The 22,969-nt window shown below is 62.7% G+C and carries 21 protein-coding genes; 11 read left to right on the top strand and 10 right to left on the bottom strand.

The window, feature by feature from the left end; genetic code table 11:
• Positions 1-13 precede the first annotated feature (13 nt).
• The 3 genes from AC07YV_RS24265 to AC07YV_RS24255 all read left to right on the top strand — a co-directional run bounded on the left by AC07YV_RS24265 (position 14) and on the right by AC07YV_RS24255 (position 3,733).
• Positions 14-1,096, top strand: coding sequence for a ferredoxin--NADP reductase (locus AC07YV_RS24265; RefSeq protein ID WP_102702292.1), 1,083 nt, complete (start codon positions 14-16; stop codon positions 1,094-1,096).
• 237 nt (positions 1,097-1,333) lie between these two features.
• Entirely contained in the window at positions 1,334-2,080 is a 747-nt protein-coding gene (locus tag AC07YV_RS24260) for an SDR family NAD(P)-dependent oxidoreductase (RefSeq protein WP_095967411.1), read from the top strand.
• A 72-nt stretch (positions 2,081-2,152) separates the two neighbouring features.
• Entirely contained in the window at positions 2,153-3,733 is a 1,581-nt protein-coding gene (locus AC07YV_RS24255; RefSeq protein ID WP_102702291.1) for a FadD3 family acyl-CoA ligase, read from the top strand.
• Between the two features lie 154 nt (positions 3,734-3,887).
• Here the strand turns inward: AC07YV_RS24255 and AC07YV_RS24250 are convergent, their stop codons facing one another.
• Positions 3,888-4,766: an SDR family NAD(P)-dependent oxidoreductase gene (locus AC07YV_RS24250; RefSeq protein WP_102702290.1), complete on the bottom strand. Its 879-nt coding sequence runs from the start codon at positions 4,764-4,766 to the stop codon at positions 3,888-3,890.
• Positions 4,763-6,505 carry an FAD-binding protein gene (locus AC07YV_RS24245; protein ID WP_102702289.1) on the bottom strand — a complete coding sequence of 581 codons (1,743 nt, stop codon included), beginning with the start codon at positions 6,503-6,505 and terminating at the stop codon, positions 4,763-4,765. Before AC07YV_RS24245 ends, AC07YV_RS24250 begins: the two co-directional genes overlap by 4 nt.
• 682 nt (positions 6,506-7,187) lie before the next feature.
• Between AC07YV_RS24245 and AC07YV_RS24240 the strand changes: the two genes are divergently transcribed.
• From AC07YV_RS24240 to surE, 3 genes are all read left to right on the top strand, one after another.
• Entirely contained in the window at positions 7,188-8,765 is a 1,578-nt protein-coding gene (locus tag AC07YV_RS24240; protein ID WP_102702288.1) for a DUF1302 domain-containing protein, read from the top strand.
• A gap of 23 nt (positions 8,766-8,788) precedes the next feature.
• On the top strand, positions 8,789-10,168 hold the full coding sequence (locus tag AC07YV_RS24235) for a DUF1329 domain-containing protein (protein ID WP_102702287.1): 1,380 nt from the start codon (positions 8,789-8,791) through the stop codon (positions 10,166-10,168).
• Between the two features lie 78 nt (positions 10,169-10,246).
• Positions 10,247-11,224, top strand: coding sequence for a 5'/3'-nucleotidase SurE (gene surE, locus AC07YV_RS24230; RefSeq protein ID WP_102702286.1), 978 nt, complete (start codon positions 10,247-10,249; stop codon positions 11,222-11,224).
• Positions 11,225-11,374: 150 nt separating this feature from the next.
• Here surE and AC07YV_RS24225 read toward each other — a convergent pair whose 3' ends face one another.
• The 4 genes from AC07YV_RS24225 to AC07YV_RS24210 form a co-directional block, all read right to left on the bottom strand.
• Positions 11,375-11,833 carry an REP-associated tyrosine transposase gene (locus AC07YV_RS24225; RefSeq protein ID WP_102702285.1) on the bottom strand — a complete coding sequence of 153 codons (459 nt, stop codon included), beginning with the start codon at positions 11,831-11,833 and terminating at the stop codon, positions 11,375-11,377.
• 271 nt (positions 11,834-12,104) lie between these two features.
• Complete coding sequence (locus AC07YV_RS24220) at positions 12,105-13,220, bottom strand: 3,4-dihydroxy-2-butanone-4-phosphate synthase (protein ID WP_102702284.1); 1,116 nt, start codon at positions 13,218-13,220, stop codon at positions 12,105-12,107.
• Positions 13,217-14,143, bottom strand: coding sequence for a LipP1 family hormone-sensitive lipase (gene lipP1, locus AC07YV_RS24215; protein WP_102702283.1), 927 nt, complete (start codon positions 14,141-14,143; stop codon positions 13,217-13,219). The genes AC07YV_RS24220 and lipP1 overlap by 4 nt, the downstream gene beginning before the upstream one ends.
• A complete protein-coding gene (locus AC07YV_RS24210; protein WP_102702282.1) occupies positions 14,130-14,969 on the bottom strand; it encodes an SDR family NAD(P)-dependent oxidoreductase in 840 nt (279 codons plus the stop codon). The genes lipP1 and AC07YV_RS24210 overlap by 14 nt, the downstream gene beginning before the upstream one ends.
• 146 nt (positions 14,970-15,115) lie before the next feature.
• Between AC07YV_RS24210 and AC07YV_RS24205 the strand changes: the two genes are divergently transcribed.
• From AC07YV_RS24205 to AC07YV_RS24190, 4 genes are all read left to right on the top strand, one after another.
• On the top strand, positions 15,116-16,159 hold the full coding sequence (locus tag AC07YV_RS24205) for a 3-ketosteroid-9-alpha-monooxygenase, oxygenase component (RefSeq protein WP_102702281.1): 1,044 nt from the start codon (positions 15,116-15,118) through the stop codon (positions 16,157-16,159).
• Between the two features lie 136 nt (positions 16,160-16,295).
• Positions 16,296-17,426 (top strand): helix-turn-helix transcriptional regulator, encoded by a 1,131-nt coding sequence (locus AC07YV_RS24200; RefSeq protein WP_095967425.1) that lies wholly within the window; start codon positions 16,296-16,298, stop codon positions 17,424-17,426.
• Positions 17,427-17,513: 87 nt separating this feature from the next.
• Positions 17,514-18,062 carry an ADP compounds hydrolase NudE gene (gene nudE / locus AC07YV_RS24195; RefSeq protein WP_102702280.1) on the top strand — a complete coding sequence of 183 codons (549 nt, stop codon included), beginning with the start codon at positions 17,514-17,516 and terminating at the stop codon, positions 18,060-18,062.
• A gap of 347 nt (positions 18,063-18,409) precedes the next feature.
• Positions 18,410-18,577, top strand: coding sequence for a hypothetical protein (locus AC07YV_RS24190; protein ID WP_173900862.1), 168 nt, complete (start codon positions 18,410-18,412; stop codon positions 18,575-18,577).
• A 66-nt stretch (positions 18,578-18,643) separates the two neighbouring features.
• Here AC07YV_RS24190 and dmpG read toward each other — a convergent pair whose 3' ends face one another.
• The 4 genes from dmpG to AC07YV_RS24170 are packed head-to-tail and all read right to left on the bottom strand — an operon-like array spanning position 18,644 to position 22,249.
• The gene (gene dmpG, locus AC07YV_RS24185) at positions 18,644-19,678 is read right to left on the bottom strand and encodes a 4-hydroxy-2-oxovalerate aldolase (RefSeq protein ID WP_102702278.1); all 1,035 of its coding nucleotides are present in this window, start codon (positions 19,676-19,678) and stop codon (positions 18,644-18,646) included.
• 13 nt (positions 19,679-19,691) lie between these two features.
• On the bottom strand, positions 19,692-20,600 hold the full coding sequence (locus tag AC07YV_RS24180) for an acetaldehyde dehydrogenase (acetylating) (RefSeq protein WP_102702277.1): 909 nt from the start codon (positions 20,598-20,600) through the stop codon (positions 19,692-19,694).
• An 18-nt stretch (positions 20,601-20,618) separates the two neighbouring features.
• Positions 20,619-21,410, bottom strand: coding sequence for a fumarylacetoacetate hydrolase family protein (locus AC07YV_RS24175; protein ID WP_102702276.1), 792 nt, complete (start codon positions 21,408-21,410; stop codon positions 20,619-20,621).
• On the bottom strand, positions 21,407-22,249 hold the full coding sequence (locus tag AC07YV_RS24170) for an alpha/beta fold hydrolase (RefSeq protein ID WP_102702275.1): 843 nt from the start codon (positions 22,247-22,249) through the stop codon (positions 21,407-21,409). The genes AC07YV_RS24175 and AC07YV_RS24170 overlap by 4 nt, the downstream gene beginning before the upstream one ends.
• Positions 22,250-22,517: 268 nt before the next feature.
• Here AC07YV_RS24170 and AC07YV_RS24165 point away from each other — a divergent pair.
• Positions 22,518-22,969 (top strand): SDR family NAD(P)-dependent oxidoreductase (locus AC07YV_RS24165; protein WP_146025419.1); only part of this gene is annotated, 452 nt, incomplete at its 3' end.

The following is a 22,969-nucleotide window of genomic DNA, read 5'->3' as shown; positions in this document are numbered from 1 at the left end:
GGTCGAGGTGAACATGGGCACGCAACAACAGAACCTGACCCCGGCCGAACACACGACGGCAAGCGTCTCATTGCAAGTGTGCGCGGTGATCGACGAGACCGCTGACGCGCGCTCGCTGGTGCTGGACGTACCGCCAACCCTGCGTGAGCGCTTTCGCTACAAACCGGGCCAGTTCCTGAGTTTTCGCGTGCCCTTCGCCGGCAAACTGTTGACCCGCTGCTACTCCATGGCCAGCTCGCCCCTCGCGGACGCGCTGCCCAAGGTCACGGTGAAACGGGTTGACGGTGGCCGAGTGTCGAACTGGATGAACGAAGTCCAGGTCGGCGATTGGCTGGAAGTATTGCCACCGGCCGGGCATTTCTGCCTGGACCCGCAGGCGGACACCGAAAAGCCCCTGGTCCTGTTCGGAGGCGGTTCGGGCATCACCCCGGTGTTTTCCATTCTCAAATCAGTGCTCCATGGCAGCCGGCGGCCGATCAAGTTGATCTACGCCAACCGCGATGAAGCGTCGGTGATTTTCAAGGACGAGCTGTGCCAGCTGATCAAGGCGCATCCTGATCAACTGCACGTGGTGCACGTCCTCGATTCGGTGCAGGGCTTCCTGACGGACCATCAGGTCCGTCATCTGCTGCGCGGATCGGCCGGCGGCGACTACTTCATCTGCGGTCCGGGCCCCTTCATGGACACCGTGGAGCGCACACTGCTGGCACTGGGCGAAGCGGCCGATCGCATTCATGTCGAACGTTTCGTCTCGCCACCGGACCCCGATGAACTGCTGGCCGAAGAAACGCTGGCACGGGCGGCGGCCATGGATTCGCAATGTGAAGCGCTGATCGTCGAACTCGACGGCCAGCAACACGAAATTGCCTGTAAACCCGGCGACACCTTGCTGCAAAGTTGCAAAGCGGCTGGCCTCGATGTGCCGTCGTCCTGCGAAGAGGGTTTTTGCGGGGCCTGCATGTGCGTGGTCAAGGAAGGCCAGACCCAACTGGCGCGCAACGACGTGCTGACCCCCAAGGAACTGGCCGACGGCTGGACGCTGGCCTGCCAGAGCCGACCGACGGGTGCCCGGGTACACCTGAAATTCCCGGATTGAGGGTACGTTCCTACGGGGGAATGCGGTCAATTGTGGGAGCGGGCTTGCTCGCGAAGGCGGTGTGTCAGGCAACGATGATGTCGAGGCTGCCGCCCCCTTCGCGAGCAAGCCCGCTCCCACAGTTGAAATGTGCACGACGGGAGATCTATTGCTTAGTCTCATTGGACGATCACTCAGGCCCGGTCTGCAGTTAGACTCGGCCACAGCATTAGCCCACAACAATAAAGAGGTGCAGTTATGGCTCGTTTGCAGAACAAGGTCGCGGTGGTCACCGGCGGCGCTTCGGGGATCGGTCTGGCCTGCGTGCGCCGTTTCGCTGCCGAAGGCGCGCAAGTGGTCGGGCTGGACATCGGCAGCGCACCGGCGGATTTCCCCGGCCTGTTCATGACCCTCGACGTGCGCGACGAAGCGCAGGTCCAGCAGGTCATGCAAGACGTCATCAGCCGCTTCGGGCGCATCGATATTCTGGTCAACGCCGCCGGCGTCGCCGACCAGGGCAGCGTGACCCAGACCACCACCGCCAACTGGCAACGGGTGATGGACATCAACCTGACCGGCAGCATGCTCACCAGCAAGTACGCGCTGGCGTCGATGGTGGAGCAGCGCGGTGGTTCGATCATCAACGTCGGTTCGATCTTCGGCCTGCAGGGCTGCGACGGCAACGTGGCCTACAACGTGTCCAAGGGCGGCATCAACCAGCTGACCCGCTCGATGGCCATCGACTACGGCTACGCCAACATTCGCGTCAACGGCCTGTGCCCGGGCCTGATCGAAACGCCGATGACCAGCATGGTCCGTGACAATGATGCGTTCCACGCCTTCTTCGCCTCGCAGCACATGCTCAGCCGCTCCGGGCAACCGGAAGAAGTGGCCAATGTCGCGCTGTTCCTGGCCTCGGACGAAGCGTCCTTTGTCAGCGGCCAGATGATCGCCGTGGACGGTGGTTTCTCCGCCGGTCGCCGTTTCGCCCCGCCCGCCCAGTAATTCGCAATCCGGCCGGGCGCCCTGCCCGGCCTACTCCCTTTTTCGCAACTGTCTTCTAACCGGGGAGGCCCCATGCCGCCTGTCGCCACCGCACTGACCATCGCTCAACTGTTCGCCAACGCTGCCCAGGCCTACGGCGACCGCCCGGCCATCGAGGACGCGGGCCACAGCATCAGCTATCGACAACTCGACCAGTTGCGTCGCCAGGCTGCCCGCGCACTGCTGGCCCTCGACGTACAGGTCGGGGACCGCGTGGCGATCTGGGCACCCAACGTATGGGAATGGATCGTCGCCGCCGGCGCCCTGCAAAGTGTCGGCGCCGCCCTGGTACCGCTCAATACCCGGATGAAGGGCAGCGAGGCGGGCTACATCCTGCGCGAAAGCGGCACCTGCGTGCTGTTTGCCATCGGCGAATTCCTCGGTGCGGACTACCCCGGCATGCTGGTGTCGGAAGACCTCCCTGAGCTGCGCCACATCGTCAGCCTGCGCGGCGCCAATCCGGGCACCCTGGCCTGGGAACGGTTCATGGATCTGGCAGCCGACGTGCCGCAACTGGCCTTGCGCACCCGCGAGCAAAGCGTTGGCCCGCAAGCCTTGTCCGATGTGCTGTTCACCTCGGGCACCACCGGCAAGCCCAAGGGCGTGATGACCAGCCACGGCCAGAACCTGCGCATCGTGCGCGACTGGAGCGACATCGTCGGGCTGCGCGAAAGCGATCGCTACCTGATCGTCAATCCGTTCTTCCACTCCTTCGGCTACAAGGCCGGCTGGCTGGCCGCATTGATGCGTGGCTGCACCCTCCTGCCGCAGCAAGTGTTCGACGTGCAGGCCGTGCTCGAATGCGTGCAGCGCGAACGCATCACCGTGTTGCCCGGGCCGCCGACGCTGTATCAATCGTTGCTGGCCCATCCGCAACGCAGCGAGTTCGACCTGGGTTCATTGCGGGTAGCAGTAACCGGCGCGGCGGCGATTCCCGTGGAGATGATCCACCGCATGCGTGACGAACTGGGGTTCGCCACCATCGTCACCGCGTATGGCCTGACGGAAGTTTGCGGTTTCGCCACGATCTGCCGCTCCGGTGATTCCGCAGAGATCGTCGCCAACACCAGTGGCCGGGCGATGCCGGGAGTCGAAGTGCGTTGTGTCGGCAACACTGGCCGCAGCCAACCGGCGAACATTCCCGGTGAAGTGCAGATCCGCGGTTACAACCTGATGCAGGGTTACCTCAACAACCCCGAAGCCAGCCAGGAGATTCTCGACGCCGACGGCTGGCTGCACACCGGCGACATCGGCATGCTCGACGAACAGGGTTACCTGCGCATCACCGACCGCCTAAAGGACATGTTTATCACCGGTGGCTTCAACGTGTACCCGGCGGAGATCGAACAGTGTCTGCTGACCTACCCGGGCGTGGCCCAGGCCGCGGTGATCGGTATTCCCGATGAGCGCATGGGTGAGGTGGCGATGGCGTTCCTGTTGCCGGCACCCGGAATGGAAATCGAGCAGGCGCGGTTCCTCGCCTGGTGCCGTGAGCAGATGGCCAACTACAAGGTGCCGCGCCGGGTGCAGGTGCTGCAGAGCATGCCGATCAATGCCGCGGGCAAAGTGACGAAGAATGTGTTGCGCGAGTGGGCATTGCAGCCAGTCAGTTAAGCGTCGGCGATATTTTGATTAATGCCACATTACCTGTGGGAGCGGGCTTGCCCGCGATGGGGGTGTGTCAGTCAACATCAATGTTGAAGCTGACGCCCTCATCGCGGGCAAGCCCGCTCCCACAGGTTTGTGTGTGTGCCTGACGACTGTGAATTCAGACCACCCGCGCCGGGTGCTGTTGGCGCGGGTCGCCGAGCATGGCGCGATGGGACGGCGGCTGGCGGCCTTCGGCTTCGCTGATGCCGTAGCCGGGAGCGATTTCGGCGGTGATCAAGGTCTGCCCGGACAGCGCCATCAACTGCGGATCATTGAGCAAGGCCTGGATCACCCGCCCGTTGAACTGCGGGGTTTCGGCATGGGCGAGAAACGCCTGGTACTGCTCACCGTGCTGCTGGCCGGCAATCCGGGTGCGCTCGGTCAGTTGCGGGCCGAGCCACAGCGACAACGCCGCCACGCCCTGCCCTTCGAAATCAATGGCCATGTCCGCCGCAAGCTTGTCGACGCCGGCCTTTTGCGCGCCGTATGCCGGACCGTGCATGTAGCACCCGGCCCCGAACGATGAAGTGAAGCAAATCAGCGCTTGGGCACTTTTGAGCAACAGCGGCGCGGCATAGTAGCTGGCGATGTAGGCCGAGCGCAGGCCGACGTCGAGAATCCGTACCAGCTCCAGCGGTTTGGCCCAGAATGGCCCCGGTTCGATCAACTGGTCATGGATGAACGCGGCATTGTTCACCAGCAAATCCAGGTGCCCGCATTCCTGCTCTACCCTCTCGAACAACGCCCGGACCTGCGCGTCATCGGCGTGGTCACAGACCACCGCGATACCGCGCCCACCGGCGGCGGTGATCGCGGCGGCGGTGTCCTCGAGCGAGCCGTGCAAGGCATGCCCGTACAGATTCGAGCCACCCTGCGCCGGGGCGCGGCCAGTGATGTACACGGTCATTCCGGCCGCACCGAGGGCCAGGGCGATGCCCTGGCCCACTCCGCGACTGGCACCGGTCACGATAGCGATTTGTTGACGTGGCTGATTCATTCAACGCTCCCGAACAAGGTTTTCGCCGAAGCGGTTTCGCTCTGGCACTTGATGTGATTGGCGGCCAGGTAACCGAAGGTCATGGCCGGGCCGATGGTCGAGCCAGCGCCCGGATAGGTGCGGCCCATCATCGAGGCGGCGCTGTTGCCGATGGCATACAGGCCGTTGATCGGTTGCCCGTCTTCGTGCAACACGCGGGCGTGCACGTCGGTCAGCAGCCCGCCCTTGGTGCCGATGTCGCCGGCGTCGATGCGCACGGCGTAGAACGGTCCCTTGAGCAACGGCGCCAGGCACGGATTGGGTTGCACGTTCGGGTCGCCGTAGTAGCGGTCGAACAATGAGTCACCCTTGTGGAAATCCTCGTCGACGCCCTGCACGGCCATGCCATTGAAGCGCTGCACGGTGCGCACCAGCCCGCCCGCGTCGACGCCGATTTTTGTCGCCAGCTCTTCCAGGCTCGACGCCTTGTGGAAGTAGTCACGCAGATGCTCGGGCAATTGCCAGTCGCGCTGGGCATAGCCCGGCAGCAAGGCACCGCACGGATATTTGCGGCGGAACTCGGCGTCAAACACCATCCAGCACGGCACGCTCGCGGCGCCTTCGCGGTTGTTGGCGTACATCGCATAAACGATGTCGGTATAGGGCGCGGCTTCGTTGACGAAACGTTCGCCTGCGGCGTTGACCATCACGCACCCCGGCAAGGTTCGTTCGACGAACAACGCACGCTGCTTCTCTTCGCCCTTGACGAAAGTGGTCGGCGCCCACCAGCTGTGCTCCATCAACGCGGTACGCGCGCCGATGGCCTGGCCGGCGCGAATGCCGTCGCCGGTATTGTTCGGCGGCGTGGCACTCCAGTTGGCCCGGGACGGCTGCGGCAAGTACTGCTCGCGCATCGCCTGGTTGCGCTCGAAACCACCGGCGGCAACGATCACCCCGTAGCGCGCCTTGACGTTGAGCAACTGGCCGTTGCGATTGACCCGCGCACCGCCGACCCGGTCGCCGACCAACAGCAGTTCTTCGAGCGCACAGTTGAGCCACAGGGATTTGCCGCGATCCTGCAACGAACAGCGCAAGGCACCGATCAAGGCATTGCCCAGGGTCAGGTAGCGGTCGCGGCGAGACAAACGTCGACCCTCGCGGTCACGCCAGTAACGCCACATCACCCGCAGGGTCAGGCGCAACCAGCCGGGGCCACGGCACAGCAGCACTTGCGCCTCTTTCATGGTCATCGCCATGCGCCCCATCATCAGGGTACCGGGGGACGGTGCGCGCATGCGCAGGAACTCTTCGCCGAGTTCGGCGGCATCGAAGGGTTGTGGATCCATCGAGCGATAACCCGGTTTGCCGCCCGCGACTTCCGGGTAGTAATCGGCGTAGCGAGGTTGCGCCTCGAAGCGTACCCGGGTGTGTCTTTCCAGGTACTCGACCATCTCCCGGCCGTGCTCGACATAGGCTTCGATGCGCCCGTCGTCGATCTCGCCATGGGTCACGGCACGGATGTAGGCAATCGCTTCGGCTGCCGAATCACTGCCGCCGAGCGCATTGATCCGGTGGTTGTTGGGGATCCAGATGCCGCCGCCGGACACCGCCGAGGTGCCGCCGTACTCGCCGCTCTTCTCGATCAGCAGCGCATTCAAGCCCAGGTCGTGGGCACGCAGCGCAGCCGTCATGCCCCCGGCTCCCGAGCCAATCACCAACACATCACAACACTCGTCCCATTTGATCCCGGCAGCGTTCATGCGATCACCCTTGTTCAGCGCCCATCAGGCAGAAACCGCCACCGCCGGATCTTCGCCCGGTGCAGTCGGTCTCGGGATTGTTCGCCGCACGCGCCGGGTGTTCATCGTCCGATGGGACTAAGCCGAAGACCGCAGCTCCCCCTGTAGGAGCTGTCGAGTGCAACGAGGCTGCGATCTTTCAAAAGCCAGATCAAAAGATCGCAGCCTTCGGCAGCTCCTACAGAGAAGACCGCAACTCCCTATTCCCTGTAGGAGCTGTCGAGTGCAACGAGGCTGCGATCTTTCAAAGGCCAGATCAAAAGATCGCAGCCTGCGGCAGCTCCTACAGAGAAGACCGCTCCCCCAACCCCCTGTAGGAGCTGTCGAGTGCAACGAGGCTGCGATCTTTCAAAGGCCAGATCAAAAGATCGCAGCCTGCGGCAGCTCCTACAGAGAAGACCGCAACTCCCTATTCCCTGTAGGAGCTGTCGAGTGCAACGAGGCTGCGATCTTTTAAACGCCAGATCAAAAGATCGCAGCCTGCGGCAGCGCCTACAGCGATCCGGTGCGGCTGTTCCCGTACAAATCGCTTAGTCCGCTTGGACGATGTTGTGGGCAAGTCGTGACTCCATAGTCGCCCACAGCACCAATCACCCCCCTGAAATGCAGGTCGGGCAGGTCTGACCTGGGCCATGAGGACGACATGATAAAAACAATAATCGCCCCACCAACACAGCACCCTCGCGTACAGCTGGCATTGCTGTTGCTGGCTGGCGGATTAAGCGCTCACGTTAACGCCATGAGCTTTCAGCCGAGCGAAGACTTGAGCATCGACTGGGACACCACACTGACTTACAGCCTCGCCTGGCGGACCGAGTCTCGCGATCACAAACTGACTGCCGATGCCAACGCCAACGATGGTGACAACGCCTTCGATAAAGGCAGCCTGATCAATAACCGCAGCGGCTTTCTCACCGAAGCCAACATCAAATGGCAAGACAACTACGGCGTGTTCGTCCGCGCGACCGGTTTCTACGACAACGTCTACGATCAGGGCAACGACAACACCACCGGCACCTCGAACTGCTTCGCCGGTGGCCATTGCAGCCAACCCGACCGTTTCTCCCAGGACACCATCGACCAGCATCGCAATGAACTGCGCATGCTCGATTACTACGCCTACGGCACCTGGGACGTGAGCGGCCACGCCCTCAACGCGCGCCTGGGTAACCAGGTGGTGAGCTGGGGTGAAAGCCTGTTCTACCCGGGTATTTCCGCAGCGCAGAGCCCGGTCGATGCGACCAAGGCGACCACCCCGGGTGTCGAGGTCAAGGAAATCCTGCTGCCGGTCGGCCAACTGTTCACCCAGTTCGCCCTGACCGAAAGCCTGGGTGTCCAGGCGTACTACCAATACAAATGGGAAAAGACCGAGCTGTTCGGCGTGGGCAGCTACTTCTCCACCACCGACTTCATCGATGAGGGCGGCTTCAACGACGCCTCCGGTTTCGTCACCCGCCTCAAGGACGACAAGCCGAGCGACAGCGGCCAGTACGGTCTGGCCTTCACCTACGCCGCCGAGTCGTTGAACAACACCGAGTTCGGCATCTACTACTCGCGCTATCACGACAAGACCCCGTCCCTGGACTTCGCGACAACGTTGGGCCGCTACCAGGTGCGCTACTTCGACAACATCGACCTGTTCGGCGCGAGCTTCGCCACCGTGCTGGGCGACGTCAGCTGGGCCGGTGAAGTCAGCTACCGCGACGGCACGCCAGTGATGGTCGACAACGGTTTCTCCAGCCCTGTGCGTGGCAAGACCGTGCAGGCGCAAACGTCGATGATCTACGTGCTCGGCCCGACCTCCTTCGCCGACAACACCACCCTGACCGGTGAGGTGGTCTACAACACCGTGGTCAGCAACGACAAGTCCCAGCCGGTCACCCTGGCGCCGGGCTTCGCGCTGCCGGGAACCGACAGCCTGGTCTATGACCGCGATGCCTGGGGCTACACGGTGCAGGCCAACTTTGACTACAACGACGTGTTCAGCGGATGGGACATGTCGGTGCCTGTCACCTTCAGCGCCGCCGCCCACGGCGACAGTTCGATGGTCGGCTCGATCAACGCCGGCCAGAACGATAACCGCGCCAGCATCGGCAGTTCGTGGCGCTACCTGGGCAACTTCACCGTCGAGGCCCGTTACAACGCCTACCTCGGCAACGCCAACAACAGCCCGTTGGCCGACCGCGACAACGTCGCGCTCAACTTCAAGTACCGGTTCTGATTCCCCAATCGGAGGAGCACAGCATGTCCAGATTCACCCAAACATTATTGAGCACGGCGCTGACCGTCAGCCTGCTCGGCAGTGGCCTGGCCTACGCCAAGGTCAACCCCGAAGAAGCCGCCCGCCTGGGCCAGGACCTGACCCCGATGGGCGCCGAAAAAGCCGGCAACGCCGACGGCAGCATCCCGGCCTGGACTGGCAAATGGCGCGGCCTGCCACCCGGCCTCAAATACGCCGGCCCAGGCACGCCGTACCCGGACCCGTACGCCGCGGAAAAACCGCTGTTCGTGATCGATTCGAAGAACATGGACAAATACGCCGACAACCTGACCGACGGCCAGAAAGCGCTGCTCAAGCGTTACCCTGATACCTTCAAGATCCCGGTGTACCCGAGCCACCGCGACTTCCGCCTGGATCAGCGCCTGGAAGACCAGGTCAAGAAAAACGCCGTCACTGCCGAACTCGACAATGACAACAACGACACGAAAAACGCCTGGGGTGCCTCGCCGTTCCCGATCCCGAAGAACGGCAGCGAGTTGATGTTCAACCATACCTTGCAGGGGCGCGCCAGCACTGAAGAGGCCGTCTACGGCCAGGCGGTGGTGTACTCCAACAAGGAAAAGGTACTGGAAGAGGTCGACTACAAGATCTTCTCGATCTGGTCGAGCCCGGACAAAGCCCTGGATACCGCCAACGGTGTATTCACCCACTTCCTGATCACCACCCTGGAGCCGGTGCGCAAGAAAGGCGAGATCGTGGTCGGCCACGAGTTCATCAACCCGACCGCCTCCCCGCGCCAGGCCTGGCAGTACAGCCCGGGCCAACGCCGGGTACGTCGCGCACCGACCGTGGGTTACGACTCGCCGACCGGCGCGGGAGGTTTCCGCGTGTACGATGAAGACCGGTTGTTCAACGGTGCGCCGGACCGCTACAACTGGACCATCGTCGGCAAGAAAGAGATCTACATTCCGTACCACAACTACAAGATCGACGACCCGAGCGTAACGGTCGACCAGATACTGGACACCACCGGTCACGTCGATCCGCAGTACATGCGCTACGAGAAACACCGCGTCTGGGTGTTGCAGGCCAACCTCAAGGAAGGTGCCCGCCACGTATACGCCAAGCGCGTGCTGTACCTCGACGAGGACACCTGGTCGGCAACCATGGCCGACAACTACGACAGCCGTGGCCAGTTGTGGCGCACCAACATGCAGACCTCGATCTACGCCTACGAGATGCAGCGCTACCACGCTCGCCTCGGCATCTACCACGACCTGATCGCCGGCTCCTACCTGGTTGACCGCATGCTGGTCGATCAGAAACCGGCCAAGCTCAACGCCACCGCCTTCACCGAAGACGAATTCACCCCTGGCAACCTGCGCAAACTCGGCACCCGCTAAACTCACAACGCCCCGACCGATTTCTTCGGTCGGGGCGTTGTGCTTTGTAAAATCCGCGCCTCCCACGGAAGAGTCCCCATGAACAAACTGCTCACCGGCGTCATCGCCATGGCCAGCGTTGGCCTGTCGATGCAGGCCAACGCCCTGAACATCCTGCTGACCAACGACGATGGCTGCCGCGCGCCCGGCATCGATGCGATGTACCGCGCCCTGACCGCTGCCGGGCATAAGGTCACCCTGGTCGGCCCGTTGAACGACAGCAGCGGCATCAGCGCCGCCAGCGTGGTCGTACCCGGCCAGGCCCTGGCGGTGACCGAACTGGCGCCGGGTCGGTATTGCGTCGGACCACCGGAGGGCTATACGCCGCCCGCCGGCAAGACTTCCGCCATTGGCACGCCGGTGGATGCGGTCAACGTCGGACTCGACGTGATCCTCAAGGATTCGCCGCCGGACCTGGTGGTGTCGGGCAGCAACTTTGGCGAAAACGTCGGCCCGCTGACGCAGATGTCCGGCACCCTCAACGCGGCTGTGCGGGCGATGTTCAAAGGGGTTCCGGCGGTGGCAGTGTCCACGGCCATCGACATGGACCTGATCATCCGCGACCAGCAGGCCGGGTACCGCAAGACCCTCGGTGCGATGGACGACACGGCGCGCTTTGCCGTGAAGGTGATCGAGCAGGCGAGCCTGGCCGGTACAGAAGCCAGACAGGCCTGTGCCAGGAGCAAACACCAGTGTGATTTGAACGTGCTGGGCCTGCCGGGTGTCAGCGGCCTGAACCTCAACTACCCACCGCTGAAACCCGATGAGGTCAAGGGCGTGAGCTTTGCCCCGATCGGCAACTGGGACCGGGTGAACTTCACCTCCCAGCGCGGCGCCGACGGCGTGGTCCACGTCAACCTGGCCGCCCCGCAGTCACCGACCGAAACCCAGCAAAAAGCCGATGCCTATCAACTGTGGCAAGGCCATGCAGTGATCACCGTGATCGACGGCAACATGACCGCGCCGCAGGCGGTGCAGGATCAGGCGAGGAAGATGTTGCGCGGGATCAAGCCTTAAGCGCACTCATTCAAAAGAGATGTCGACTGACACTCCGCCATCGCGAGCAAGCTCGCTCCCACATGGTTAGCGGGTGTACGCAACATCTGCGGGCAACCAAATCTACTGTGGGAGCGAGCTTGCTCGCGATGGTGGCAACGCGGTTACGGATCAAACCCATATCGCGTCCCACAGCGGATAATCGCCCAGCTTCCCCACCAATCCCGCGCGCAGCGGGTTGGCGACGACATATCGAGCAAGCTTTACCAGGTCGTCGTCCCGCCTCAACGCCCGATCGTGATAACCCTGCTGCCAAAGACTGCCTTTACGTCCAACGGACATGTTCACGGCTCGCGTACTCAATGATTTGGTTTTTTGCATCAGTTGACTGAGTGAGCACTGCTGCAGTTCGATCAACCAATGAAAATGATCGGGCATGACGACCCAGGCTAAAGAGTTCGCCCAGTATTGTTCCTGTGCATATTGAAATTGCTTGACGACCAGCCTGCCCAAACCGAAATCCTTGAAAACCGGTTCTCGGCCCAGCGTGTTGCTCGTCAGCAGGTAAATCCTGTTGGATTCAGGATAGCGGCCTGTGCGCAGGCGATGTGAGGCGGGTAAATCCGGCATTCCTTTGCCCTCTACATGGTGAGTTCAGGAGAAAGGCTAGACCGGTGGATGCTTGAGAGTTGGGTCAGCTTTTGACTGGGTGTGTCTGATAGCTCGTCATCGCGAGCAAGCTCGCTCCCACAGGGTTCGTGGGTGTACACAAAATATGCAACCAACCGAAATTACTGTGGGAGCGAGCCTGCTCGCGATGAGGCCGGCATATTCAACATGGATGTCGACTGACCGACCGCCTTCGCGAGCAGGCTCGCTCCCACAGGTTCAGGTGTTGGCTTCAGACTACCGGCTGGAACGGCACGAATTCGGTCACTTCCAGATCGAAGCCGGACACGGCCTTGTACGGCACCGGCGAGCTCATCAGGCGCATTTTGCGCACGTTCTGGTCGCGCAGGATCTGGGCGCCGATGCCCAGGGTCCGTTGCGGAAACTGCGGTGCGCGCGGCTTGCCGCCGCTGCGCTGGCGCAGTTGTTCAAGCACGCCGTCGGCGGTTTCCTTCTGCGCCAGCAACACCAGTACGCCGTTACCGGCGGCGGCGATGCTCGCCAGCGAGCGTTCGAGGGTCCACTGCTGTGTCCCGCCTTCGCTTTCACAGCCCAGAACGTCGCGCAACGTCTCGATGCTTTGCACCCGCACCAGCACCGGTTGTGTGCTGTCGATCCGGCCCTTGACCAGCGCCAGGTGCAGCGCGCCCTGGTAGGTGTCCTGATAGGTCGTCACCTGGAACTCGCCGTGGCGAGTCTGTAATGGATACTCACCGCCGCGCTCGATCGTGCCCTCATGCAGGATGCGGTAGTGAATCAGGTCGGCGATGGTGCCGATCCGCAAGCCATGACGTTGAGCGAACTCATGCAACTCGGCACCACGGGCCAGTTCGCCATCCTCGTTGAGAATGCCCACCAGGGTGGCCGCCGGTTGCCGCCCCGCCAGCCGTGTCAGGTCGCAAGCGGCCTCGACATGACCGGCCCGCTGCATCACGCCGCCGGGCAAGGCCTGCACCGGGAAGATATGCCCCGGTTGCACCAGGTCCGCCGGTACGCTGGCCGGGTCGACCGCCACCTGGATCGACCGCGCCCGGTCTGCCGCCGAGATGCCGGTGGACACCCCGGTGGCGGCTTCGATCGAGCGGGTAAACCCCACGCCATGCTGCGCCCGGGAGTTGGGCACCATCAGGTCCAGGCCCAGCGCGCGGCAGCGCTGCTCGGTCAGGGCCAGGCAAATCAGCCCGCGTGCCTGCACCGCCATGAAGGTAACGGCCTCGGCCCCGGCCTGTTCGGCGGCCATCAGCAGCGAGCCTTCGCCGTTGTGTTCATCGTCGGTGATCACCACCATCTGACCGGCACCAATGGCCTCGATCAGTTGCGGCACCGTGTTGAAAACCAGGCCGCTCATTGGAGTGCCCCGCGCAAATCGGCGCAAGCTTCCGTCAACGCTTGTGCTGCGGCCTCAACAAACGGCGCCATGCTGATAAAACCGTGGATCATGCCTTTGTAACGCTGCACGCGCACCGCCACACCGGCTTCGCGCAGGCACTCGGCCAACGCTTCGCCCTCGTCCCGCAGCGGATCGAACCCGGCGGTGAACAAGGTGGTCGGCGGCAAGCCTGCCAGGCTTTCGGCTCGCAATGGCGAGGCCAACGGATCGTCCGCCTGTCCATCCTCTTGCAGGTATTGCTGCCAGAACCAGCGCATCGCCTTGGCGGAAAGCAGATAACTTTCGGCGAATTCCTCGAAGGACTGACTGTCGCATCCCGCATCGGTGACCGGGTAGAACAGGCACTGATAGCGGATCTTCGGTCCCTTGCCTTGCGCCGCCAGTTGGCTGACCGCCAGCGCCAGATTGCCACCGGCGCTGTCCCCGGCCACGGCCAGTCGGCTGCCATCGAAGCCAAGCTCGGCTGCGTGCTCAACCAGCCAGCAGGTGGCCGCATAGCAATCGAGGGGCGCCGCCGGGAACGGGTGTTCCGGGGCCAATCGATAAGCCACGGACACCACCACTGCCTCGGTCTGGCGCGCCAGCGAACGGCAAAGATTATCGTGGGTATCGAGATTGCCCATGACAAATCCGCCGCCATGGAAATACACCAGCAACGGCAGGTCCGGCGCTTCCGATGGCCGGTACAGCCGTGCATCCAGATCACCGTCCGCGCCGGCCACTTTCAGATCGCGCACCTCGCTCATCGGATCGCCAGAGATGGCCGGCAGCAGGTTATCGGAAAAGTGTCGGTACTGAGCGGCATCGACCTGGCTGAAATCGGGTTCCGGGAGGTCGCGAAATTGCTGGAGAACCCCGGCGATCTGCTTATCGAGCGGCATGGGCATCGTCCTCTACGTCGGTCATTTGAAATTGCGGATTGGTCTCGCCCAGGATGCTTTGTACCCGGCGCTCAAGGGCCGGTTTGAAACCCTTGTGGGGCAGGATCCAGAAGCGTTTTTGCGCGACGGAGGCGAACACTTGCGCAGCCAGTTCCGCCGGGGTCATGCCCTGGCGAATGGTGCTGTCGAGCAGTTGACTGAAGTCGGATCCGGCGCTGTCCACCACCTGGTTCGACGCCATGATTTCACTGGCCACCGGCCCCGGGCACAGCACCGAAACCGACACCGGCGCACCGAGCATGGCGAGTTCGTAATGCAGGGTTTCCGAGAGTGCGACCACCGCCTGCTTGGTCACGTTGTACGGTGCCATCAACGGGCTGCTGACCAGCCCGGCAAGGGACGCGGTGTTGATCACATGGGCTGCCCGGCCCTGGCTGAGCAACAGCGGCACGAAACTGCGAATGCCGTTGATCACGCCGTTGAGGTTGACGTCGAGCATGCGCTGCCATTGCGCTTCGGTGATTTCCCAGCTGAAGCCGGTCTGCATGACGCCGGCGTTGTTGAACAGCAGGTCGACCCCGCCGAAGTGCTCGACAGCCTGGTCACGCAAGCGCTCGACCTGCTTCACCTCACCGACATCGGTGACGCAGGCAATCGCTTGCGCACCACCGGCCTTCAATTCGTCGCACAGGGCTTGCAGGCCCGCCGCATCCCGATCCGCCAGCACCAGGCGCATGCCCAGTGTCGCCGCGTGCTCGGCCAGGCCTCGGCCAATACCACTGGCGGCCCCGGTAATCACCGCCACCGGCCCTTGTTCATTACTCATCGCCAACTCCTGCCATGGGTCCAATGGCGCCAGTAGAGCGGGCCTGCTTAAAGCAGCCATCGTCCATTCAGACGATGCCCGCTTTTACAGGGGCGGCAGAATCCCTTACATGCGCCAACCCCGTGATCCCTTGGGAGAATAATAAGATGAGTACCCTGCACCGCATCGAAGCCAAACTGCTGGAAGACCGCTACGCCCGTGGCTGGCATTGCCTGGGCCTGGCCGCGCAATACCGCGACGGCAAGGCCCATCGCCTGGAGGTGTTCGGCACCCGCTTGGTGGCGTTCCAGGGTGAAGACGGCGAACTGCATATTCTTGACGGCTACTGCCCGCACATGGGTGCCGACCTGAGCACCGGTTGCGTTGAAGGCAACTCGATCCGCTGCCCGTTCCACGCCTGGCGCTGGGGCGCCGATGGCGTGTGCGACGACATCCCCTACGCCAAGCGCATCCCGCCACGGGCCAAAATCAAAAGCTGGCCGATCATGGAAGAAAACCAGCTGCTGTTCGTCTGGAATGACCCTGAAGGCAACCCGCCGCTGCCGGAACAACGCATTCCGCGCATCGACGCCTGCTACAGCGACGAATGGGCTGCATGGGAAGTCGCCGAATTGCAGATTGGCACCAACTGCCGCGAACTGATCGACAACATCGCCGACATGGCGCACTTCGGCACCGTGCACGGCGCGCCGGTCGATGAGTTCATCAACATTTTCGAAGGCCACCTGGCCACCCAGATCATGCGCGCCCGCAGCGAACGCCTGTCCGGCGACAGCGTGTTGACCACCGAAGCCACCTACTTCGGCCCGGCCTATCAGATCACCGAAATGAACGGCGCCATGAACGGCCAGCCGATCCACTCGATCCTGCTCAACTGCCACGTGCCGATCGATCTGGACAGCTTCACCCTGCGCTACGGCGTGCTGGTGAAAAAAATCCCGGGGCTCAGCGAAGAGCAGAACCAGGCGATGGCCAAGGCCTACGTGGCACAGGCCCAGGCAGCCTTCTACGAAGACGTGGCCATCTGGCACAGCAAGACCCGCGTCGACAACCCGCTGCTGTGCGACGGCGACGGCCCGGTCTATCAGTTGCGCCGCTGGTACGAGCAGTTCTACACCGACGTACAGGCGCTGTCGGCGGACGTGGCCGAGCACAAGAAGTTTGTCGTGCGCGCCAGCGAACGGGTCTGACGCCAGCGGCTTTTCGCCCGCCCCGGGCCTGATCGGCAGCCGCCTGTCAGGCCCTGAGCCCGAGCGTTGCAAGGAGTCGATACCGGCGCTTATCCTCGGCCACCGCCAACGCTAATAATAAAAACGGTTTTTCCCTATGCAGCAGAGCCTCAGCCTCGATACGTTCAGTGATTTGATCGGCAACCTCTATCAGGGGCCGCTGGAAACCATTCCCTGGGCGACGTTCCTCAATCAGCTCAATGTGCATCTGAACAGCAAGTACGTGACCTTCATCCTGCGTCCGCCCAGTGCCCACGTGGACGGTTTGATGGTCAACACCACCGGCACTTCGACCGAGGCGACCGCGTCGTACAACAAACATTTTTTCAGCCTCGACCCCTTTGTCGACCTGCCCAACCGCCAGGTCGTGACCCTCGCCGAGTTCGTCTCCAACGACGACTGGCAGAATTCCGAGTTCTACAAGAACTTCCTTGAACCGGTGGACGTGTTCCACATCCTCGGGGCCGACATCAACACCGTCGACGGCGCCCAGTGCCGCATTCGCATCAGCCGCGGACGTGACGACAAGCCTTTCGGCAATGAAGAAAAGGCCATGCTCACGCATTTCATTCCGCACCTGGAGCGCTCGATCAAGATCCACATGCAGCTCAACCGCATCGAAGCCGAGCGCAACCTGTACGCCGGCGCGGTGAACCAGATGGCGGTCGGCACGATCATCCTCGACGAGTCCGGCAAGGTGCTGCAGACCAACCAGGTGGCCGACCGGCTGATCCAGGAAAAGGACGGCATCAAGCTGGTCAACGATGGCCTGCAGGTGGGCACGGCCCGAGACACCCAGGAGTTCCGCCGCCTGGTCAAGCAGTCGCTGCTGTCGCAAAAGAGCAGCAACCCGTCGGTGGTCGAAGCCCTGCGCGTACAGCGCCCGTCCGGGAAAGCGGACCTGGGGATCATCGTGCGCTCGGTGCCATTGACCGACTGGAGCGAGGGCAAACAGTGCCCAACCGTGGTGATTTTCATCAGCGACCCGGAACAACAGTCCACCGCGCCGCAGGAAATCGTGCGCGCGCTGTTCGACTTCACCCCGGCGGAAACCCAGCTGGCGATGCTGCTGGCCAACGGTCTGACCCTGGACGAAGCCTCGGAAGAGCTGGGCATCAGCCGCAACACCTCGCGGGCCCACCTGCGCTCGACCTTCTCCAAGACCGGCGTAACCCGCCAGACCATGCTGGTGCGCCTGATCCTGCGCAGCGTGGCGACCCTCGGCTGAGCCTCATTGCCGCCCTCGTCCGCTCGGACGATGGCGGCCCCCGTTGTACAGCGCACAGTGTCCTCATCCCAAACAGGGGACTGCCCCATGCGCAACTGCCCAACCATCCTCAAGACTGAACTGCTGGCGCAAAGCGGCCACTTTCAGATCGAAGCCCTGCACCTGCAATTCAGCAACGGCCAGCAGCGGGTCTACGAACGCCTGCGCGGCACCGGTTATCGCTCGGTGATGCTGGTGGCGATGCCTGATCCGGAGCATGTGCTGCTGGTGCGCGAATACGCGGTCGGTGTGGAAAAAACCATACTCGGCCTGCCCAAGGGCGGCGCCGAGCCCGATGAAGACTACTTGCAGGCGGCGCAACGCGAACTAAGCGAAGAAGTCGGCCTGCGCGCCGCACGCCTCACCGAACTGGGCGAACTGACCCTGGCACCGGGGCATTTGTGCCATCGCTACCGGGTGGTACTCGCCGAACAGCTGAGCCCCTGCCAACTCGAAGGCGACGAACCCGAACCCCTGGAATGCCTGCGCATACCACTGGCGCAGATCCCCGAACTGGTGGCCCGCGGCGACCTCCACGAGGCCCGGGCCATTGCGGCGCTGTTCATGGCCATGGGCGCCCTCGCCCGAAGAACCTGACACCAAACAGAACCTGTGGGAGCGGGCTTGCTCGCGAAGAGGCCAGCACATTCAACATCCACGTCGCCTGACACTCCGCCTTCGCGAGCAGGCTCGCTCCCACAAGGGAATTGCAGCCAGACGCAAATCCCGGAAACGCCAAGTAACCTGTGGGAGCGGGCTTGCTCGCGAAGGGGCCGGCACATTCAACATCCACGTCGCCTGATACACCGCCTTCGCGAGCAGGCTCGCTCCCACAATGGGACGGGGCAGCTTCAAATTGATCAACTAGTCCATTCGGACGAAGCCACTGGCGAGTCGCCGCCATAACCTGTCTCTACAACAATAAAACCGTGTCGAGACCCACCATGCGCAAATCCACTTGTGCTCTATTCATCATCGTCTGTGCAGGCGCATCCACCAGCCTGTGCCAACTGTTCAAAAACGAAGCCTATCGACCGACCACGGCGTATTTCAGTTGTGCGAGCGCGGCGATCAATTGCTATCCACCGCTGGTGCGTAATCTGTTGCCTTGAGCGCAAGATTTCACCGGCCATAAAAAAACCACCGATTCATCGGTGGTTTTTTCGTTGCTGCATGGATCAGGTTGGCAATACCCCACGGGCCCGCGACAAGGTCAACGCCAGGTCTTCGATCATGTCTTCCTGACCACCCACAGTCCCGCGCCGGCCCAGTTCCACCAGCAGCTCCCGCGCCGCAATCCCATACTTCTGCTCGGCACGCTTGGCGAACAGCAGGAACGAGCTATAGACCCCGGCGTACCCCAGGGTCAGCGCATCGCGGTCCAGGCGGATCGGCTGGTCCATCATCGGCACCACCAGATCTTCGGCCACGTCCATGATCTTGTACAGATCCACGCCGCTGTTGACACCCATGCGCTCCAGCACCGCGACGAACACTTCCAGCGGCGTATTGCCCGCACCCGCGCCAAGGCCCGCAACAGACCCGTCGATGCGTGCAGCACCGGCCTCGATGGCGGCCAGGGAGTTGGCGATGGCCATGCCCATGTTGTGGTGGCCGTGGAAACCGACTTCGGTCCCGGCGTTCAGGCCGGCGCGCAGGGCACCGATCTTTTGCGTCACTTCATCGGGCAGCATGTAGCCGGCCGAGTCGGTGCAATAGATGCAATTGGCGCCGTAGCTTTCCATCAGCCGCGCCTGCTCCAGCAGTTTCTCCGGGCTGACCATGTGCGCCATCATCAGGAAGCCGACGGTGTCCAGGCCCATCTTCGCCGACATGCCAATGTGCTGGCCGGACACGTCCGCTTCGGTGCAGTGAGTGGCGACGCGAATGGTCGAGACCCCATGCTCATGGGCCATTTTCAGGTGGTCGAGGGTGCCGATCCCCGGCAACAACAGGGCCGAAACCTTGGCCTGTTTCATCTGCGGGATCACCGCAGCGAAGTACTCTTCGTCGCTGTGGGCCGGGAAGCCGTAGTTCAGCGACGCACCGCCCAGGCCATCGCCGTGGGTGATTTCGATCAGCGGCACACCGGCCGCATCGAGGCCGGTGGCCACCGAGACCATTTGTTCAATGCTGATCTGATGCTGTTTGGCGTGCATGCCGTCGCGCAGGCTCATGTCATGCAGACGGACGCTCTTACCTTGCAAATTCATGGCAATTCTCCACTCAACGGACGGGCAGTTGCAGGGTGCCCTTGTGGGCTTCTTCGGCGAACATCTCGGCCGTGCGCAAACCGGCGGCGGTCATGATGTCGAGGTTGCCGGCGGACTTGGGCAGGAAATCGCCGAGGCCTTCGACCTCGATGAAGATCGATACCTTGCGCCCGTCGAACACCGGCCCGTTGATCAGCTTGTAGCCGGGCACATAGCGCTGCACCTCGCGAACCATGTCCAGCACCGAGGTACGGATCGCATCCTGGTTCGGCTCGTCATCGGTCAGGCAGTGGATGGTGTCGCGCATCATCAGCGGCGGCTCGGCCGGGTTGATGACGATGATCGCCTTGCCGCGTCGGGCGCCGCCGATTTTCTCCACCGCACCGGCCGTGGTGCGGGTGAATTCGTCGATGTTCTGCCGGGTGCCCGGGCCGACCGAACCGGACGACACGGTGGCAACGATTTCGCCGTAGCTCACCGGCTGCACCCGCGACACCGCCGCCACCATCGGGATGGTGGCCTGGCCACCGCAGGTGACCATGTTGACGTTCATCGCCAGGCTCGACGCGTGCTCCTTGAGGTTGACCGGCGGCACGCAGAACGGGCCGATGGCCGCCGGCGTGAGGTCGATCATGATCACCCCGAGCTCGTTGAGCTTGCGGCTGTTTTCCGCGTGCACGTAGGCGGAGGTGGCGTCGAAAGCGATGCGAATATCATCGTCGAGCACGTGCGGCAGCAAGCCGTCGACTCCTCCGGCGGTGGTTTTGATGCCCATTTCCCGGGCACGTTTCAGGCCTTCGGATTCGGGGTCGACGCCGACCATCCATACCGGCTCGATCCATTGTGATCGACACATTTTCATCAGCAGATCGGTGCCGATATTGCCCGGGCCGATAATGGCCGCTCTGAGTTTTTTGCTCATGGGGTCAAACTCCAAAAGTCAGGCGCAGAAAGACACCCGGGCACTGCCCAGGCCATCGATGGTCAGAGAAAAACGGTCGCCGGCTCGGGCCGGTTCCAGTGGCACCAGAGAGCCGGACAAGATGATTTCCCCGGCCTTGAACGGAATGCCGAACGCGCCCAGTGTGTTGGCCAGCCAGGCCACCGCCGTCAATGGATTGCCCTGCACTGCCGAACCCAGGCCTTCGCTCAGGGGTTCACCGTTCTTGAACACACGCATGCGCAAGTTCGGCAGATCCAGCTCGCGGGGGTCGACCTGGCTGTCGCCCAGCACGAACACGCCGCAGGAAGCGTTGTCTGCGACCGTGTCCTGGATGCGGATGCGCCAGTCGTGAATCCGTGAGTCGACGATCTCGAAGCACGGCATCACGTATTCGGTGGCGTCCAGCACATCGGCTTCGGTAATGCCAGGGCCGACCAGATCACGCTTGAGCTTGAAGGCGATTTCGCCCTCGGCGCGGGGCTGGATCAGTTTGTTCGCCGACAGGGAAATTTGCGCATCGTCATCGAACGACATCTGCCGGGTGATGAAACCGAAGTCCGGTTGATGCACGTTGAGCATCTGTTGCACTGCCGCCGAGGTCACCCCGATCTTCTTGCCGACGATCTGGTCACCGGCCGCGACCCGACGCTCAATGGCGTACAGGGAAATGTGATAGGCGTCTTCGATGCTGATCGACGGCCAACGTTCGGTCAGCGGCGCCAGGGTGGAGCCGCTGAGCAGCGCCTGATAAAGCTCTTCGCCGAACTCACGGCGCAATTGCACGCTCATCCGCGGGCCTCCTGAAGAAACGCCAGGCACTGGCTGTTGAAATAGGCACGGTGCTCGACCTGAACCCAATGCCCGCACTCGCTGAGCATCACGAAACGGATTCTGGAACAGTTTTCGAGCATGGTCCGGGCACCGGAGGACGGGCAGAACTTGTCGTTCATGCCCCAGAAACCGAGGATCGGGCACTGCAACTCCCCCAGGCGCGACGTCATGTTCGGCACCTGCATGGTCGACAGCACACACACCGGCTGCTGTTGCACCACGGCCACCCGCTCGTTGACCGTTTCGTCGCTGATCAGGCTTTCGTCGAACAGCTGCAGCGCCAGCAGGCGACGCATGCCCGCTGCGTCGTTCAGTTCACCCTTGGGGAAGGCCGCGCCCATTTTCTGGATACCTTCCATCTGCAGGTAATACTGTTCCTTTTCCATCAGTCCACCGGGCGCCATCAGCACCAGACGGCTGACACGCTGCGGTTGGTCGAGGGCCAGTTTGATCGCGATCGCGCCGCCCAGGGAGTTGCCGACCAGCACACAACGCTGGATGTCGAGGGCATCGAGCAAACCGCTCAGAGCCGCGACAAAGAAGTCCAGGGTGTAGAGGGTGTCGGGTTTGTCCGAGGCGCCGTAGCCCGGCAGGTCGGGAACGATGACCCGGTAACCGGCTTCGGCAAACACCGGGTAGTTCTGCTTGAAGTTGCTGTGACCGCTGGCGCCCGGTCCGCTGCCATGGATGAAGATCACCGGCTCGCCGTTGCCGCCATCCTTCCCGCTTATATCCACATAGCGCAGCTGCAAACCATCCGGCAGCGTAACGAAGTGCCCTTGCGCTGAAGCGCCCATAAGGTGTCCTCCCGGCCTGTTGTTGTAGCCGGATTATTCAGACGGGCCGGGTGCGCAACATCGTCCGACAGGACTACGCCCCTGTAGGAGCGAGCCTGCTCGCGAAAAACGCCAGGACACCGTGGGGCATCAGGTTTTACGCGTTATCGTTGACGTCCATCGCGAGCAGGCTCGCTCCTACACCGTTCCTAGTCTCATCGGACGTTGGATTACGGGGACCACAGACCTAGCATCGATGGCATTCCCGAGCGGCAAAAAGAGAACTCCCATGCTTGATCCAATGGACTTTCGCGGCAAAGTGGTACTGGTCACCGGCGGTGGCAAAGGTGTGGGTCGCGGCATCAGCCAGCGCTTTCTCGAGTGCGGCGCCGAGGTGGTGATCTGCGGTCGCGAAGCCCCGCCATCCTTGCCTGCCAGCGGCGGGCGCGAGGCGCTGTTCATGCCCTGCGACCTGCGGGACGTCGAACAATCCGGGCGCTTGATCGCACAGATCGTCGAGCGTTTCGGCCGCCTCGATGTGCTGGTCAACAACGCCGGCGGCTCACCGAATGCCGACGCGGCCACCGCGTCTCCCCGTTTCAGCGAAGCGATCATTCGCTTGAACCTGATTGCGCCACTGAACCTGTGCCAGCAGGCCAACCAGGTGATGCAGGCCCAGGCCGACGGCGGTGCGATCATCAACATCTGCAGCGTCAGCGCCACCCGCCCCTCCCCCGGCAC

It is taken from the genome of Pseudomonas sp. GW456-E7, assembly GCF_059424105.1.
The sequence above is the reverse complement of the archived record's forward strand: the minus strand, read 5'-3'. Positions and strand labels throughout refer to the sequence as shown.